Raw genomic sequence first — 14,988 nt, forward strand, 5'->3', positions numbered from 1 at the left:
CTAGTTCCACTGACCTGAAAATGGTTTATGATAACGAGTAGGCCATATCTGTTCGGGGGCAATTCCAATTGCATCGGCGATGATCCGTTCAGCTTTTGGCCAGGGACGATCAAGTGCATTTTTTAAGGCCCCTGCGCTTTTATAGCCGTGATGCAGTGATAACCTGCGCAGTGACCAACCCTGTTTATGTAAAGCCGCCACAATATCGGCTCTGTGCCAGTCAGAATCATTCTGGCTTTTTTTTGCACCGTCTAATGTACTCATGAATTGACCTCTAAGACTGATTTCATAAGTACAATATGATCAAAAACGAGTTGTGTAAACCTGAAAATGAGTTCTTATTTCTGTTTTCGGGTTTTCATTGTCGTAATTCAACTCATAAATGAGTTAATTGGCATTGTTTTCATCGACTTATATCAAGGTGAAAAACAAGAAAAATTCAACGCGAGATTTTCACGTTATGGCAAATAAACCTGAAAATGAGTTAGTAATGGAAATTGGTACTCGGATTCGAGATCGCAGAAATGAGTTAAAGATTTCAAGAGCATCTTTAGCTGAAGAGGTGGGCGTGGCTCTATCCACGATGCAAGCGTGGGAAAATGGAGAAAGGGAACCATCTGCAAGCAATGTTATGAGACTGGCAGAAGCCCTCTCAACAAGCGTACACTGTTTAATTACAGGTAATAAAATAGAACAAGCTACGCTGTCAGCAACGCTCCCAATTCAGGATGTTTTAGGAAATACCGTTGATTTAGAGGAGTTTGTATTTATCCCTAGGTACGATGTAAGGGCTGCTGCTGGTTATGGTGCCATCAATGAATCGGAAGCTCCCAGGTTTCCAATGGCCTTTCGGCGGTACTGGATAAAAAACCACCTCAATGCCGATCCTCATCATTTGTTTGTTATAACAGTCGATGGGTCGTCTATGGAAGGGACTCTTAATGATGGCGATAGCATCTTAGTAAACGGTGCAGACACCGATCCAAAAGAGGGCATCTACGTTTTGCGCGTTGATGGGCATCTATTGGTTAAATTGGTTCAGCGCATTCCTGGCGGATTGTTAAAAGTATCAAGTACAAACTCCGCATATGAACCTTTTACGGTGGACATGAACAACCAACCCGCAGATTTCGCGACCATTGGTCGAGTTGTGTGGTTTGGTCGGACAATTTAAAAGTGGTTTAAATGCCGATTAAACAGGATCAATCGGCGCTCAAAGTTATGCAGTTTTAAACACAAAAAAGTCGACTTTTGCTCATTTTTCGTTGAGCTATGCAAAATTCCTAAAACTCCATCAAAGCCGCGCCATTAAAGGCGTCGCGCTATCTGAAACTCTCCCCCTTATCTATGTAAAAACGATCACTCCCCCACATGCGGCTTGAATCCCCCACAGCGTGCCCTGAACGTTAATGCGCATAATGCGATCGACCTCTTCCGGCGTCACATCGGACAATGGCTGCACCTGAGCAATGCCTGCATTGTTGACGATAATATCGAAGCCACCCAGTTGACGCTCAGCCTGATCGATAGCCGCATATACCTGATCGCGATCGGAAATATCAGCGACAAAGGTCGCCGCCTTACGCCCTAATGCCGCCACCTCTGCGGCTACGGCCTCAATACCGGTAGCACTGACATCCACCAGCATCACAGATGCGCCATCTTTCGCCAGACGCAGGGCAATACCTCGTCCGATACCCTGCCCAGCACCGGTTACTAACGCGACTTTATTTTCGATAGCCATACTCTGTATTCACCTCATCGTGATTAACAATGCACATGATGATTTACTTTATAGGCATGCATAAGCATGGCCTACCCCCCCTGTTGGGGGGGCAATAAGAGAGAAAAGGGAAGCGTGCCACGATTATCAATCGGTAAACGTGGTTCTACGGGTTGTCCTTCGGTACACTCCGGTCACTGACGATATAATGAGGTAGCGGCAGTATGGCGTTTTTGCCCCCGATGCAGACATCCTCTGCAACCTTGGTTAACCAAGTACCTTTTCGCTTCACACGCAAGCTGCCGCTCATTCTCACCAAGTTCACACCTCCGCGATCGCCAGGCGCTTTATTACAGCGCGATCGTCTGCTGCAACGCCTTGATGGTGCAACTTCCAGCAGCCTGACGTTGGTGTGTGCGGCAGCGGGCTTTGGCAAAACAACGCTGTTAACCCAGTGGTATCAACATCGGCAGCAGCAGGGGGATGCGCTGGCGTGGCTCAGCCTTGAAGACGATGACAATACCCCGCTGATGTTTACCCGCTATCTGTTGGAAGCGCTGCGGCCGCTGTATCAGGGCTGGAGCGCGGCGTTTCAACGCTATTTCCAGGGCGATGTTCCCGTCGATTTTTCGCTGTTTGTCGCAGAGTTGGTCAATCAATTACACGGTTGCCCACATCCGCTCTACCTCATCCTTGACGATTACCAGAGCATCAGTCACCCGGATATTCACGATGGGCTGAGTTATCTTCTTAACCATACGCCAGCGTCCCTTCACGTGATCATTGGCAGCCGCAGCCAACTACCAGTGGCACTGGGACGACTTCAGGTGCAAGACCAACTGGTTGAAATTTACCACGATGAACTGCGTTTCAGCCTCGATGAAGCCAACCGCTACTTTGCGCAATCAGCCACTACGTTGCTAAAACAACCAGAGATACAGCAGGCAATCGCCCTGACCGAAGGCTGGATTGCGGGCATGAAGATGGCGGCATTGTCTCTGGGTGACGCCACTTCTCCTCATTGCGGGGTGAGATACCTGAATGCCAATTCACGGTCAATGAGCCGGTATATGGAGGAAGTGATTTTTGCCCCCCTCCCTCCTGATGTGCTGGATTTCCTCGTGCAAACCTCGATGCTTAACCGTCTCCACCCCGATCTGTGCGATGCCGTCACCGGATACCGTAACGGTGAGGCGATGCTGGCCTGGATAGCGCAACATAACCTGTTTCTTTCCACCCTGGATGAAGCCGGATTCTGGTTTCGTTATCATCCGCTGATGCGCGATGCGCTACAAAGCCGCCTGCAACATCGCATGGGTAATGATATCCACAGGTTACATGAACGAGCCGGTAACTGGTTCGCGGCTCAACACCTCTGGGCGGAAGCGATACGCCACGCGCTGGCGGCGGGGAAACCGGGCACTCAGCATGCTGAAGCCGGCGCACAATCGCTGGCTGAGGAAGGGGACATTGATACGCTGGTGCGCTGGATTCGCTACTTACCGGCCAATGTCGAACCGTCACGTATCGCGTTGCAAATCAATCTTGCATGGGCCTTATCGCACCATTTTCAGTTTAACGATGCCCGCCAACAGCTTGATGCCATCGAAACGTTTGTGGCTACTCATCCAGATGCCTTGGACCACAACACTTGGGTAAGATTACGCGTGGTGCGAGCCATCTGCGAAGCCTTCGCGGAAAACATTGCCTACAGCATGACGCTGGTTGAACCCCTGCTGCGCGAGGTTCCCTGCGGGGATATCTGGGTGGATGGTCTGGTGTGCAATATTCTGAGCTATTGCCACCTGGCAAACGCGCGCCCGCAACACGCGCTGGATGTACAAGCCCTGATACCCAACACCAAAACGGCGAACCGCAATCTTTTCGTTGAGGTGTATCGCGCGTATGTCATCGCGCAAGGGTACCTGAGGCAGGGTAACCTGGGGGAAGCGGAGCGCCACGCTGCACAGGCATTGCAACGCGCGGAACCGTTAACCGGCCCCCACTCCAGCAGCAGCGCCACACTGGCTCCGCTTCTGGCAGAGATTGCCTGGGAACAAGGGGATGAAGCACGCATCAATGCCCTGTTGACGCCGCGCCTGCAAATGATTGACGACGTCTGTCCTCCCGATGGCTTCAGCCGCTGCTACATTGTGCTGGCACAACAGGCTCAATTAACCGGTCGGGCGGAAGAGGCTAATGCACTGTTGTTGCACGCTGAAAACCTGACGCTCCAGCGAGGATGGCGGCACGCACGGGTTTCCCTGTTGGCACAGCGCATCACCTTTCGACTCCAGACAGGGGATAACGCAGAGGCAGCGAAGTTGCTTAATCAGTTACAGCGACTGACCGATGAAATGGCCGCAGAAAAAAATGATGCCCTGCGTTGGTATCGCGAACAGAGTCGGGCTCGATTACTGATTGCCACTGGAGAACTGATGGTGGCAGCAGAGATACTTCACGCCGTCATGCTTGAGCAAGAGCACTGCGGCGAATGGCTTGCCGCAACGCGTTCAAGGCTGCTGTTGTCGGTGGTGTTATGGCGCACCGGAGAAACAGAACAAGCAATAGCAATGTGCAGACCGGCGATGTTGCGCGCGGTAAAACAACATCTGCATCGCAGCCTGCTGGATGCAGGGCCGGAACTGCTGTCGCTGTTGCGCCATGTGCACCAACAGCAGAAGTCAGATGCAATGTTCAACCATGCAATAGCCGCATTATTGACCACACTTGTCCCGTCTCAGCCAGAAAACACCTTGCCAGAGGCATCACGATTAACCGAGCGGGAGCACCAGACGTTACAACTGATCGCGGATGGTTTCTCAAACAAGGAGATTGCCCGCGCACTGGGCATTTCGGCGGAAACCGTAAAATGGCACCTGAAACAGCTCTATGAAAAACTTCAGGTAAATGGCCGCATTCAGGCGGTGAATCAGGCACGAAAATGGCAATGGTTGATGTGAAAGTGTGGATAAGGCTCCCACCCGACCTTAAGGGATAATCTTGGGTGACGACGGTACACTGTTCAACAGAATGTGGTTTAGCTCCTGAGCTAAACACGCTGGGCGAAACGCTTCCTCAGAGGCCAACATCTCGTCGATGCTCCACCAGCGTTTTTGCAGCAGATTGCTTTTTTCATTATCACTCAGGTTCGGCTCTCCACTATCGCAACAGCTGACATACACCAGGTAATAGCGCTCATGACTGATAAATGGACTGCCGTTGCGCTCAAAAATCACCTCTCTTGACCACACCCATTCCGGTTTCTCTTTTATGATTAAGCCCGTTTCTTCCATCAACTCTCTGCTAAGCGCCTGCTCAAACGTTTCACTCCCTTCCAATCCACCGCCGGGCGTGATCCAAAATTCGTTGATGCTGGCATCGATATTGTCTTCGATATTTTTGAATCTGAACTTAAACAGTAAGACGTTATTATCATTATTAATCAGTAACGCGCGTGCGGAATGACGAATATTCATACTCTTCCCTTAATAGAATCTTCGTCATTTTAGGTGATTGCCAGAACCTTTGTCAGCACGTCAGGCACTTTCGTGCCTGAGCATGATTACTCAACCACAGAATTAACGATGCCGCGCGCCTGAGCAAAGAGTTGCTGATAATGGCCTTCACGATCGTCAATCCCCTCTTCGACACCGATAGTGTTGTAGAGAAAGTCGATTTCTACGTCCTCAACGCCCAAATACCCCATACCGCCTTTGATGTAATCGGTCATGTTCTTTTCCCAACCAAATTTGATAAACCCGGCTTGAGAACCGCCCACCAGCGCCAGCCAGCGGATTTTCTTGTGCTTCAGTGCATTGTCTTCTCCGTAGGCCAAACCGTAATTCCACACGCGTTCCAGATACCCTTTAAGCATGGCGGGAAAGCCATACCACCACACCGGAAACACCAATACCAACGTGTCTTTATCTTCCAGTTCACCAAACAGGCGATGCACTTCTGGCGAATAGGTTTTCTGCGGATTGTTCCAGTCTGGCTCATCGTCCTCCCTGAGCACCGGATCAAAACCGCTGCGGTAGAGATCAAGCGTGGAAACGTTAAACCCCTGACCCACCGCTTCCTCCTGTATTTCCTGTACCACTTGGGCGGTTAAAGAATCACGGCGTGGATGGGACCAGATAATATACATATTGTTTTTTTTCATGCTGTTAACCCTATTTCACGAAGGAGTAGCCACTACTTTACGGAGAGGGGATAATTCTGTAAAACATAGTATTTGAGATGGGTTAATGAAGGATTTTCACTAATGCAACTTAATTTTTCCGATTTTACGGCGTTCATTAGCGTCGCGCGCCACAAAAGCTTCCGAGAGGCGGGCAACGAGTTAGGGCTTTCCCCTTCAGCCATCAGTCATGCCGTTAAGCAACTGGAACAGCGGTTAAAAGTTCGGCTGTTTAACCGCACAACGCGCAGTGTGGCGTTAACGGAGGCTGGGGCGAATCTGTTTGAGCGTCTGCGTCCGGTATTTGACGAGTTCGATACCCTGCTCGATGAGATGAATTGCTTTCGCGACACGCCGATGGGCACGCTGAGAATCAACACCTCACGGTTAGCCTCACGCCTGGTGCTGATCCCGATGATCGCCGGGTTTAGCCGCCAGTATCCCGATATCAAGGTAGAGATCACCACGGACGACAAACTCGTCGATATCGTTCAGCAATCGTTTGATGCCGGGATCCGTCTGGATACTACCGTTGAAAAAGACATGATCACCGTCCCGATTGGTCCAAAGATCAAACGGGTTGTGGTCGCCACACCCGACTACTTTGAGCGCCATCCTGCCCCGGCACATCCACACAATCTGGTGAATCACCACAGTATTATTTTTCGTTTACAAAGCGGTCGTATCTATAACTGGGAATTTGAAGGGCCGGAAGGAAAGCTGGAGATTGCGCCTGTCGGTAGCATCATACTGGATGATATGGACTCAACGCTCGAAGCGGTATTGTGCGGCGCAGGATTGGGTTATCTCTATTACGATCAGGTGAAAACACATCTGGCAAATGGCATGCTGGTGTCGGTGCTGGATAAATGGCTACCCGAATTCCCCAGTCTGCAACTTTACTACCCTAATCGACAATACATGCCGGGCCCACTGCGGGCTTTTCTGGACTACGTAAAAGCACACCGGGATGAATAAAAAAATGTCGATATTCCCTTTCCAAATCACACTTTTCAGGTTTACTGATTCCCTTACAAAGGGTGCGTGTTATCCTTTTCCCCGTCATGTCTTATCAACACTCACCGAGGTTTTGATGCTGGAGAATGTAATCATCCGATAATCAGTTTGCCGACCCTATTCAGGCCGGGCTGGTTATCAATGCGCTGAAATCGAATGCGGACACTGCAAGGTGTTTGCACGTTTTGCACATGATGATTAACAGGTTTCCAGTATGAATTTATCCCGTCAGGAACAGCGGACGCTGCACGTTCTCGCCAAAGGAGGACGCATTGCACACGTTCGCGACACGTCCGGTCGCATCACCGCCGTCGAATGCTACAGCCGCGAAGGCTTACTGCTGAGTGACTGCACGCTTGCCGTCTTCAAAAAACTCAAAACCAAAAAGCTGATCAAGTCTGTTAAGGGTCAACCCTATCGCATTAATACCACTGGGCTGAGAAACGTCCGCGCCCAATCTGACAACCGCTAAGGAGAGGATCATGAACCCGATGTTTTCACCTGAGTTTATCAATGCCAATTTGATGGGGCCAAGCGCCTTGCTGCTGGCAGAAGAGGTCAGCGGCGCTCTGGCCTTAAAACCCGGAATGCGAGTGCTCGATTTAGCCTGCGGCACCGGCCTGACATCGCTTTATCTGGCACGCCAATATGGTGTTGAAGTGGTCGCAATGGATTTATGGATTGCGGCTGAAGATAACGCACGCCGTTTCAGTGAACACGGACTATCCCACCTGATAACGCCATTGCATATGGATGTTACCGACCTTCCCGCTGTAAAGCCGTTTCCTGAAAACCACTTCGACGCGCTGATTAATATTGATGCCTATCACTACTTTGGTGCCAGCTCAGCCTTTTTCGACAGCCACCTTGCACCGTGGATCAAACCCGGTGGCCGCGTCGCTATCGTTATTCCAGGGTTAAAAAAACCTTTCGATCGCGGTGTTCCTCCTGAACTGGCCCCCTTTTGGCAGCCCGGTATGAACTTCTTCACCGTCGATTGGTGGCGGCAACTCTGGCAGCAAAGCGCCTATTTGCAGATAGCGGAGTGCACCGAAAACACCCGTTGCGAGCAAGCCTGGCAAGCATGGCTGGCTTGTTCACACCCCTATGCCATACGCGATCGCGATATGATGGCAGCCGAAGCGGGCCACTGGTTTAACTTCACGAAAATGACGGGCGTTATCTGTAAATAAAACAACCCCCTCTTCGGAGGGGGAATACCTGAGAATGGCGTGCAAACATCACAACAACGCAACAGCACACGGCATATTGTCCAACAAACAACAGCGGTGAAGGCCCATAACTTGTGCCGTTTAATCAAATTATGTGAGCAGGATAAACACTGTACATACCGTTACACAGCAACGCTCATCATCGCCGATAAGCCTGGTATATAATGCAAAAAACGCAGGAACCGATGCCCTGCAAAGATATAAAGCAACAAACTTTACACAAATGAATATCATGTAATTATAAATTATATAATGAAAATCAAAAATACTTTTTGCCTACATATCCTGATGGCGCTCCTGGCTATCCTGTTCCTCAGCGTTCCCCCGCTGGTGAGAACTGCCGATCCGGAGCTGACATTCCAGCCACTGATTAAATCAATGGAAGGAACGCCAAAGGAACGCAAGCAAAACATGGCAACTATTTCCCATGCTTTACAGGGAAATGCGATTTTCTTTATCGGCGCGTCTGAGGTTTCTACTTCCGAAGATGAGCATTACGCGGTTTATAATTACTTCAATAACCAGTTGCATCGCCCTTTAGTGGCTTACGGTGATAGTTACGTCGATAGCATCACGCATTTTTTACTGCTCTCGCGTTTTAAAAATGACATTAACGCAAACAGCAAGATTGTTCTGATGTTAGCACCGGATACCTTTTATTCTGAGGGTATTCCTCCTGCCATTTTTGCCAACAATTTCCCCTCATCGGTGTTTAATCCCCTGATGAAAGATATGTTGGCGCGCCCCTTGCTGGTCAAATACTTACGCAATATTGATCAAGAAGACATCAGCCACTTAACCTTCAGCCAAATGGAAATCTATGGCTGGTACCCGGACATTATCTGGCAAGAAGTGAGTTATCTGTTTGCTAATTTTTGCGAAATGGTAAAAAACGAGTGGCTGGCAATGCTGAACATTACCCCGCAACCGGCAAAACCCTGGCCGGAACAACCCGTCAATATCGTCAACCCGGATTGGGATATGGCGTTGGCCCACGCGCGCGAACTCAACAAATCGCGCCAGCAAAGCGCTGACACGATGTGGATGGATAAGTCGATTTTTGCCGACGATAACACGCCGGATGAGTGGGACAACGCGCCAGCGATCCCCTCACAGTTGGAAGCGCTGCGGGCGACGGTCAAACTGCTGAAAGCGCGCAACGCCCAATTTGTGGTAGTGGTTGATCCGATTAATCCGTGGGCGATTAAAAATTCAGAGAAATTCCAGGTCGTCGATCAGCAGATCCGAACCATGCTGGAGCAACATCATGTTCCCTACTTTGATATGTATGCCCAGCCTTATCAGAACGGCTGGAACTGGGATCGTTTACACCCTACCGAACTGGCGTGGGTTGCCATAGACCGCTTTATTGCTGAGAGTTTTAAACGATGAAAACTGCCATTCGCCTTTTTTTCCTTTATTTCTTTCTGGCGGTCACCATTGTTGCGTGGACCTCTGTTGATGACAGCATGGATTTGAAAGTGCATTTCGAATACCAAAAATTCTGAAGGGTAAATGATGTACAGCTCCGGAACGTTCTTTTTCCTTCTGTTTTCATCAGCGCTCCTGTTTGCGCTGGTTAACCGCGTATTGCATTATCGGTTGACCTATTTGTCCGCGTTTTCCGTGCTGGCGGCATTTGGCTGGGCGTATATTTTCCAGGGGGATTATCTTATTCCCGTGGCGGTTTTTCTTGGGTTTTATCTCCTTGTCACCTTAAAAGAAAAAGGCTGGTTAAAAACCTGGCAGGCCGTCAGTTTGACATTACTCCCGATGTTCCTGGTGAAATTAGATCTCAACAACCACTGGAACATGATTGGCCTGTCATTCATGACCTTCCGTGCCGTCGACGTGCTGCTTTATCGCAGCAAAAAAGACGGCCAAGGTTTCCTGCATTATTTCTGCTACCTGTTTATGCCGTTTATTATCCTGGCGGGCCCGATGTATCGCTGGCGCACATGGATTACTGACATCAATAAACCGGTGTTCGCGCTTACCCGTGAACAGTTTTTACTGTCCATGGAGCAAATTTTTACCGGTATTATCCAGAAATATCTATTAGCCACGCTGATTGATACTTTGGTGGTTCAGCCGTGGAGCCATCAGCCGTTTACGTTAAGCGTAGGCGTGGTCATGTCTCTGGCCTACAGTGCCTACCTCTACTTTGACTTTGCTGGCTACAGTAACATGGCTATCGGTGCCGGACGCTTATTTGGCCTGAACATCCCGGCAAACTTCAATATGCCGTTTCTGGCAAAAAACCCGCAGGATTTTTGGCGACGCTTCCACATTAGCCTGTCTGAATGGCTGAGGGATGTGGTCTTTATGCCAATTTATATGAATCTGATGAAGCTCGACTTTTTCCGTCAGAACAAGACGCTGGCGCAGAATATTGGTATTTTCTGCACCCTGTTTTGTATGGGGGCGTGGAACGGGCTGGAACGACACTATGTCATCAGCGGCGCATTGTTTGGCGCCATTTCTGTTGCTCACAATATGCTGCAATGGTTGGCGAAACGCAGCCCGGTGCTGAGCAATGGGTTAGACCATCCGGTTAGTGAGTTTACGGGTCGAATTTTGACGCTAGCAAGCGCCGCGGCCTCCCTCTATATTTTTAGCGGAATGTCACCTCTATGAACCAACACAGCGAGCTTCTAGAACTGCAAGATTTTTTGCGTGCGGCATTACTCGACCCCGCGAACCCACAGCGACCGGCAATTAGCGGCAGTGATGAAGCCCTGACTTGGCAACAGCTTTCCGTTGCTGTCACTGACTGGGCGAAACGCTATCACCACTGCCAACAGTCCGCAGGCCCGCCGATCGTGATCTACGGGCATCAACAGGCAGAGTTTGCCGTTGCTATATACAGTTGCCTGCTGCACAACATTCCGTATATCCCGGTGGACTGCATCTACCCGCAGGAACGGCTCAAAGAGATTTGCCAACTGGCAAGCGCCCCTTACTATTATGACGTAGCGACCCGGCAATTCGTTGCCACAGGCGTAGCCGAGCAAGCGCTTGTTGAGCAGGATCTCGCCTATATCATGTTCACCTCGGGCAGTACCGGAAAACCCAAAGGGGTGCAAATCGGACGTGAAAGCCTGTGGCATTTCATGAAGTGGGTGCGTCAGGATTTTGCGCTGCCGGAAGTGCCAGTGCTGATGAACCATGCGGTGTTCAGCTTCGATCTCTCGCTGATTCCATTGCTGGCAAATCTGGCCACCGGCGGGCATATCGTACTGAATGCGAAAGAGGATATCGCCGCGGAAAACTGGCTGGATCGCCTGAAAAGCAACGGCGTTTCCGTGTGGGTTTCCACGCCCTCTTTTGCTTATCAACGGCTGCTTTCACCGCAGTTTAGCAGTGACTATTTACCCGAGTTGAGCGTGTTTGTGTTTATCGGCGAAGTGTTAAACAAAGCGCTGGTAAAACAGCTGCGTCGCCGCTTCCCGCACGCCAACATACTCAATTCTTACGGCCCAACGGAAGCCACCATCGCGACCACGGTTATCGAAATTACCGATGACATCCTGCACAACGAAAACGATCTGCTGCCGATTGGTGTGATGATGCCGGATTCCAGAATGGAGATTACCTCTGACGGTGAGCTGATTATTTGGGGCAAAAACGTGATGCGTGGCTACCTGGGGCTTGCGAAAGAGAATGCCGAGAAATTGCTGCATCGGGAAAGCGAAATGTTCCGCGGCTACCGAACCGGCGATTTGGGCTACGAAAACGTTGATGGATTGCTTTACTGCCAAGGCCGCAATGACAGCCAGATCAAACTCAATGGCTATCGCATTGAAATCAATGAAATCGAAAATCGCCTGCTGGCGATGTCCGATATCAGCGAAGCGGTGGTTCTGCCGCTGATGAAATCAGGCGGTGGCGTTTTGCGTATTGCCGCATTCTGCGTGACGCACTTAGCCCCGGAAGCGATTAAAACCTCGCTGTCGAAGGTAATTCCCCACTACATGGTGCCTTCACAGATTATAATTAAAGATGCATTGCCGCTTAACCCTAACGGCAAAATTGATCGTAAGTTGCTGGACTCTCACGCCCGCACCAACTAATTACACCAGGAAAAAATGATGGAACAAGAAATTCTCGCGCTGTTTGAAAAGGTTTTATCCCGCAAAGTGGGCTTTAACGATGAGCTGATTGAGTCTGATATCCTTGACTCGATCCTGGCGGTAGATCTGGTGCTGGAAGTGCAGGACGTATACGGCTGCATGATTCCCCCCACTGAAGTCGCAACCGTGCTGAAAACCCCGGCGGATTTGGCGCGTTACATTGAAGAGAATCGCTAAGCGAGTCGCTCTTGCAACATGCAATGGCGAAATAGTGAGCAATTGAGCACCTATCTCATCCATGCTATTGTACTGAACACTGCCTGTTCGGGAGGCGTGAGATGAGAGCGTGCAAGAGAGTGCCACCGTTTCCCCCTGATTCCGTTACTTTTAGCCGGAAATTAGGTCTTTATTCCAAAAATGCAGAGCATACAGCGCAATTTTTGGCGCGATAACTCAATCAACGACTGTGATTTCATTGTCCGACCACAGAGAAATGGCCTCAAGCACAGGTTTAAATGACTGCCCAAATTCAGAGAGTTCATAAACAACTTTGAGTGGTGGTTTCTCACCAAAAACTTGTCTTACCACAAGGCCATCTTTTTCAAGCTTTTTTAACTGTAAGCTTAATGTCATTTCAGTGATATGAGGGATATTCTTGCGGAGTTCGCTGAACCTTTTACTTCTGTCCTTTAAATAATAAAGAATAACGCCTTTCCATTTTCCCCCAATCAAATCCATCACCATACTAACCGGACAAGGATATACCTTGCCGTTCAATAAGACCTGACAAGCTGCATTCTTCGTGATTCTCATTGCCGTATCACCCTACTATCGTTCCTGATAGTTATTGTCAATATGCGAGTACTCAGTAAACTTACCACGCAAGCTATCATTTTGATAGTTACTCATAACCATTAAGGGAATCTCATGGCATTAGTCATATTGGCTCATCCAGACATAGAGCATTCGATAGCCAACAAAACCATCACAAGAGAACTACAGCATAAATTTCCAGATTTAGAAGTGCGGGATATTTTCCAATTAAATCCCGATCACAAGATTAATATACAAGAAGAGCAAGCCGCTTTGCTGCGTCATGACTTGATCATTTTACAGTACCCTATGTATTGGTATAATACACCAGCCATTTTAAAAAGTTGGTTCGATCAGGTTTTTACTTATCAATTCGCCTATGGCTCAAAAGGGGATAAACTTAAAGGTAAGAGTCTATTGCCAAGCCTTACCGTAGGCCAACCTGAGCAAAATTTCAAACAAGATGAAAATACTGCATTAATTGAAAGTTTGTTGACGCCGATAAAAAAATCCGTTGAATATACGCAAATGCATTACCTTAACCCGGTTATTTTATATGGCATATCAACGGCACTAGGGTATAACGAAACAGAAATTATCGATAAAGCAAAAAAGCATAGCTCACAACTTGAATACATCATTAAAATTTGGAAAAAAAATAATACTGAAGGGAATTAATAACAAACCACAGCATAAAAAAATGACATGGTATATCATGTATCCTCCTGAAGTAACGTGAGTTACTACGCTTCGCTGTCAGTTTTGCAACAACACGGAAAAAAGAGTTTTATAACGCCTTGACGGGCGTGAAACCGGATTAATGGTATGGGGCGTTAGCGGGTGAAGCTCAGCTTGTGATTCCCCTTTACCGGGCTTTGTATAAATAAAAAAGCCCTAGCGACATTCGCCAGGGCTTTTAGGTTACGATTAACTTAAGATTTAACATTAAGACACTTAAACACTTGGTACTGCTATTTGTACAACCTTGATGTACACGTTAAGGCGATAATATTGGGTACTGAAAAGATAACAAATCCCTCCCATATAGTTATCGGTTGAACGTTCTGCCTGCTCCACCCACAGACGAAGCTATGGCAGGCTAAATAAGTACATCTCCCATCGCGATATAAAGTATTTGATGCGTAGCCTTACTGCCGTTGCGATATTCAACACCTAGAACCGATCAGACACACTCGCAACTTAAAACAACAAAAACATGGCCTTACATCATCGCGCTTTCATTTACACCCTGCGACTGTAGAGACTGACTACATGGCCTGAATTCATGACCAAACCAGAGTACGTACTCTTGATTTGGAAACCCGATAGAAATACACTTCATGGCCTTTGTCGCATAATTATTAAAGAGCATAAAACACTTTTCAAATAAACAGCAACGTAATTTCCTCTGCTGTTAAAATACAATTTACATGCTTTTTCAGCAGTGTCAACACTGTTATTAACGACATGACTACGGCATCTTATTTTTAATCACAACCACTATAAAAACATAGGGTTATGATTATTATCGCCGTTACCTTCTGGTTAAAACACGAGCAAATGATTGCTATTTTTCGCTGTTTATAGCGAAAGAGAAACAACATCTCTATTTTATGTTCGATATGTTCTAAACATGGCACGCGCCAACGGCATGTTGACGATACGCACAAAAAACAGACCAATACGAAAGGCTCTGCGTGGCACCCAAGTGCACATCATACGACAGCGCAGCAACTACAGCGTGATAGTGCCTTTGAGGGCAAGACGCCCGGATTATTTTCTCTCGAAATATGATGCCAGTTCCGAAAATCCAATAGCGTCTTTGGAATAACTGAATGTGCCTTTTGACATGACTTCTTGAGCCGCGTGTACAAACATGCCATAGGCAAACCGCGCCATTGATGCACCAACACTAATTCGTTTTACCCCTGCATCGGCCAATTCAGC

14 protein-coding genes and 1 pseudogene are annotated in these 14,988 nt (G+C 48.4%); 10 read left to right on the top strand and 5 right to left on the bottom strand.

The genetic code is table 11. The features are described 5' to 3' along the window. The gene (locus tag J5224_RS15650) at positions 1 to 264 is read right to left on the bottom strand and encodes a helix-turn-helix domain-containing protein (RefSeq protein ID WP_264626252.1); all 264 of its coding nucleotides are present in this window, start codon (positions 262 to 264) and stop codon (positions 1 to 3) included. A 127-nt stretch (positions 265 to 391) separates the two neighbouring features. Here J5224_RS15650 and J5224_RS15655 point away from each other — a divergent pair, with 127 nt between their 5' ends. Beyond that, entirely contained in the window at positions 392 to 1,174 is a 783-nt protein-coding gene (locus J5224_RS15655) for an XRE family transcriptional regulator (RefSeq protein WP_264626253.1), read from the top strand. Between the two features lie 198 nt (positions 1,175 to 1,372). Here the strand turns inward: J5224_RS15655 and J5224_RS15660 are convergent. Continuing rightward, a pseudogene (locus J5224_RS15660) lies at positions 1,373 to 1,744 on the bottom strand (SDR family NAD(P)-dependent oxidoreductase); the annotation flags it as partial. A 203-nt stretch (positions 1,745 to 1,947) separates the two neighbouring features. On the opposite strand from J5224_RS15660, the gene J5224_RS15665 reads away from it, so the two are divergent. Continuing rightward, positions 1,948 to 4,686 carry a LuxR C-terminal-related transcriptional regulator gene (locus J5224_RS15665; RefSeq protein WP_264626255.1) on the top strand — a complete coding sequence of 913 codons (2,739 nt, stop codon included), beginning with the start codon at positions 1,948 to 1,950 and terminating at the stop codon, positions 4,684 to 4,686. A gap of 27 nt (positions 4,687 to 4,713) precedes the next feature. On the opposite strand, the gene J5224_RS15670 is transcribed toward J5224_RS15665, so the two are convergent. Together J5224_RS15670 and J5224_RS15675 are read right to left on the bottom strand one after the other, a co-directional pair. Next, on the bottom strand, positions 4,714 to 5,202 hold the full coding sequence (locus tag J5224_RS15670; RefSeq protein ID WP_264626256.1) for an NUDIX hydrolase: 489 nt from the start codon (positions 5,200 to 5,202) through the stop codon (positions 4,714 to 4,716). A gap of 86 nt (positions 5,203 to 5,288) precedes the next feature. After that, positions 5,289 to 5,888, bottom strand: a complete 600-nt coding sequence (locus J5224_RS15675) for an NAD(P)H oxidoreductase (RefSeq protein WP_264626257.1) — start codon at positions 5,886 to 5,888, stop codon at positions 5,289 to 5,291. 102 nt (positions 5,889 to 5,990) lie between these two features. Here J5224_RS15675 and J5224_RS15680 point away from each other — a divergent pair, with 102 nt between their 5' ends. The 7 genes from J5224_RS15680 (at position 5,991) to J5224_RS15710 (ending at position 12,465) form a co-directional block, all read left to right on the top strand. Continuing rightward, complete coding sequence (locus J5224_RS15680) at positions 5,991 to 6,884, top strand: LysR family transcriptional regulator (RefSeq protein ID WP_264626258.1); 894 nt, start codon at positions 5,991 to 5,993, stop codon at positions 6,882 to 6,884. A gap of 253 nt (positions 6,885 to 7,137) precedes the next feature. After that, positions 7,138 to 7,395 carry a YjhX family toxin gene (locus tag J5224_RS15685; RefSeq protein ID WP_264626259.1) on the top strand — a complete coding sequence of 86 codons (258 nt, stop codon included), beginning with the start codon at positions 7,138 to 7,140 and terminating at the stop codon, positions 7,393 to 7,395. A gap of 10 nt (positions 7,396 to 7,405) precedes the next feature. Beyond that, on the top strand, positions 7,406 to 8,116 hold the full coding sequence (locus J5224_RS15690) for an SAM-dependent methyltransferase (RefSeq protein ID WP_264626260.1): 711 nt from the start codon (positions 7,406 to 7,408) through the stop codon (positions 8,114 to 8,116). Positions 8,117 to 8,407: 291 nt separating this feature from the next. Beyond that, complete coding sequence (locus tag J5224_RS15695; protein ID WP_264626261.1) at positions 8,408 to 9,547, top strand: D-alanyl-lipoteichoic acid biosynthesis protein DltD; 1,140 nt, start codon at positions 8,408 to 8,410, stop codon at positions 9,545 to 9,547. Positions 9,548 to 9,673: 126 nt separating this feature from the next. Beyond that, positions 9,674 to 10,792 (top strand): membrane-bound O-acyltransferase, encoded by a 1,119-nt coding sequence (locus J5224_RS15700; protein WP_264626267.1) that lies wholly within the window; start codon positions 9,674 to 9,676, stop codon positions 10,790 to 10,792. Continuing rightward, entirely contained in the window at positions 10,789 to 12,228 is a 1,440-nt protein-coding gene (locus J5224_RS15705) for an AMP-binding protein (RefSeq protein ID WP_264626262.1), read from the top strand. Before J5224_RS15700 ends, J5224_RS15705 begins: the two co-directional genes overlap by 4 nt. Before the next feature lie 18 nt (positions 12,229 to 12,246). Continuing rightward, entirely contained in the window at positions 12,247 to 12,465 is a 219-nt protein-coding gene (locus J5224_RS15710) for an acyl carrier protein (RefSeq protein ID WP_008454337.1), read from the top strand. A 216-nt stretch (positions 12,466 to 12,681) separates the two neighbouring features. Here J5224_RS15710 and J5224_RS15715 read toward each other — a convergent pair whose 3' ends face one another. Continuing rightward, positions 12,682 to 13,041, bottom strand: coding sequence for a winged helix-turn-helix transcriptional regulator (locus J5224_RS15715; protein WP_264626263.1), 360 nt, complete (start codon positions 13,039 to 13,041; stop codon positions 12,682 to 12,684). 114 nt (positions 13,042 to 13,155) lie between these two features. On the opposite strand from J5224_RS15715, the gene J5224_RS15720 reads away from it, so the two are divergent. Further along, the gene (locus tag J5224_RS15720; RefSeq protein ID WP_264626264.1) at positions 13,156 to 13,719 is read left to right on the top strand and encodes an NAD(P)H-dependent oxidoreductase; all 564 of its coding nucleotides are present in this window, start codon (positions 13,156 to 13,158) and stop codon (positions 13,717 to 13,719) included. Positions 13,720 to 14,988 lie beyond the last annotated feature (1,269 nt).

Source organism: Candidatus Symbiopectobacterium sp. NZEC135, assembly GCF_025962695.1.

Excerpts from the sequence above, each read along its gene's own strand:
- J5224_RS15665 (WP_264626255.1), top strand. The coding sequence starts at position 1,948 with ATGGCGTTTTTGCCCCCGATGCAGACATCCTCTGCAACCTTGGTTAAC.
- J5224_RS15685 (WP_264626259.1), top strand. The coding sequence starts at position 7,138 with ATGAATTTATCCCGTCAGGAACAGCGGACGCTGCACGTTCTCGCCAAA.
- J5224_RS15705 (WP_264626262.1), top strand. The coding sequence starts at position 10,789 with ATGAACCAACACAGCGAGCTTCTAGAACTGCAAGATTTTTTGCGTGCG.
- J5224_RS15700 (WP_264626267.1), top strand. The coding sequence starts at position 9,674 with ATGTACAGCTCCGGAACGTTCTTTTTCCTTCTGTTTTCATCAGCGCTC.
- J5224_RS15710 (WP_008454337.1), top strand. The coding sequence starts at position 12,247 with ATGGAACAAGAAATTCTCGCGCTGTTTGAAAAGGTTTTATCCCGCAAA.
- J5224_RS15720 (WP_264626264.1), top strand. The coding sequence starts at position 13,156 with ATGGCATTAGTCATATTGGCTCATCCAGACATAGAGCATTCGATAGCC.
- J5224_RS15715 (WP_264626263.1), bottom strand. The coding sequence starts at position 13,041 with ATGAGAATCACGAAGAATGCAGCTTGTCAGGTCTTATTGAACGGCAAG.
- J5224_RS15695 (WP_264626261.1), top strand. The coding sequence starts at position 8,408 with ATGAAAATCAAAAATACTTTTTGCCTACATATCCTGATGGCGCTCCTG.
- J5224_RS15675 (WP_264626257.1), bottom strand. The coding sequence starts at position 5,888 with ATGAAAAAAAACAATATGTATATTATCTGGTCCCATCCACGCCGTGAT.
- J5224_RS15650 (WP_264626252.1), bottom strand. The coding sequence starts at position 264 with ATGAGTACATTAGACGGTGCAAAAAAAAGCCAGAATGATTCTGACTGG.
- J5224_RS15680 (WP_264626258.1), top strand. The coding sequence starts at position 5,991 with ATGCAACTTAATTTTTCCGATTTTACGGCGTTCATTAGCGTCGCGCGC.
- J5224_RS15690 (WP_264626260.1), top strand. The coding sequence starts at position 7,406 with ATGAACCCGATGTTTTCACCTGAGTTTATCAATGCCAATTTGATGGGG.
- J5224_RS15670 (WP_264626256.1), bottom strand. The coding sequence starts at position 5,202 with ATGAATATTCGTCATTCCGCACGCGCGTTACTGATTAATAATGATAAT.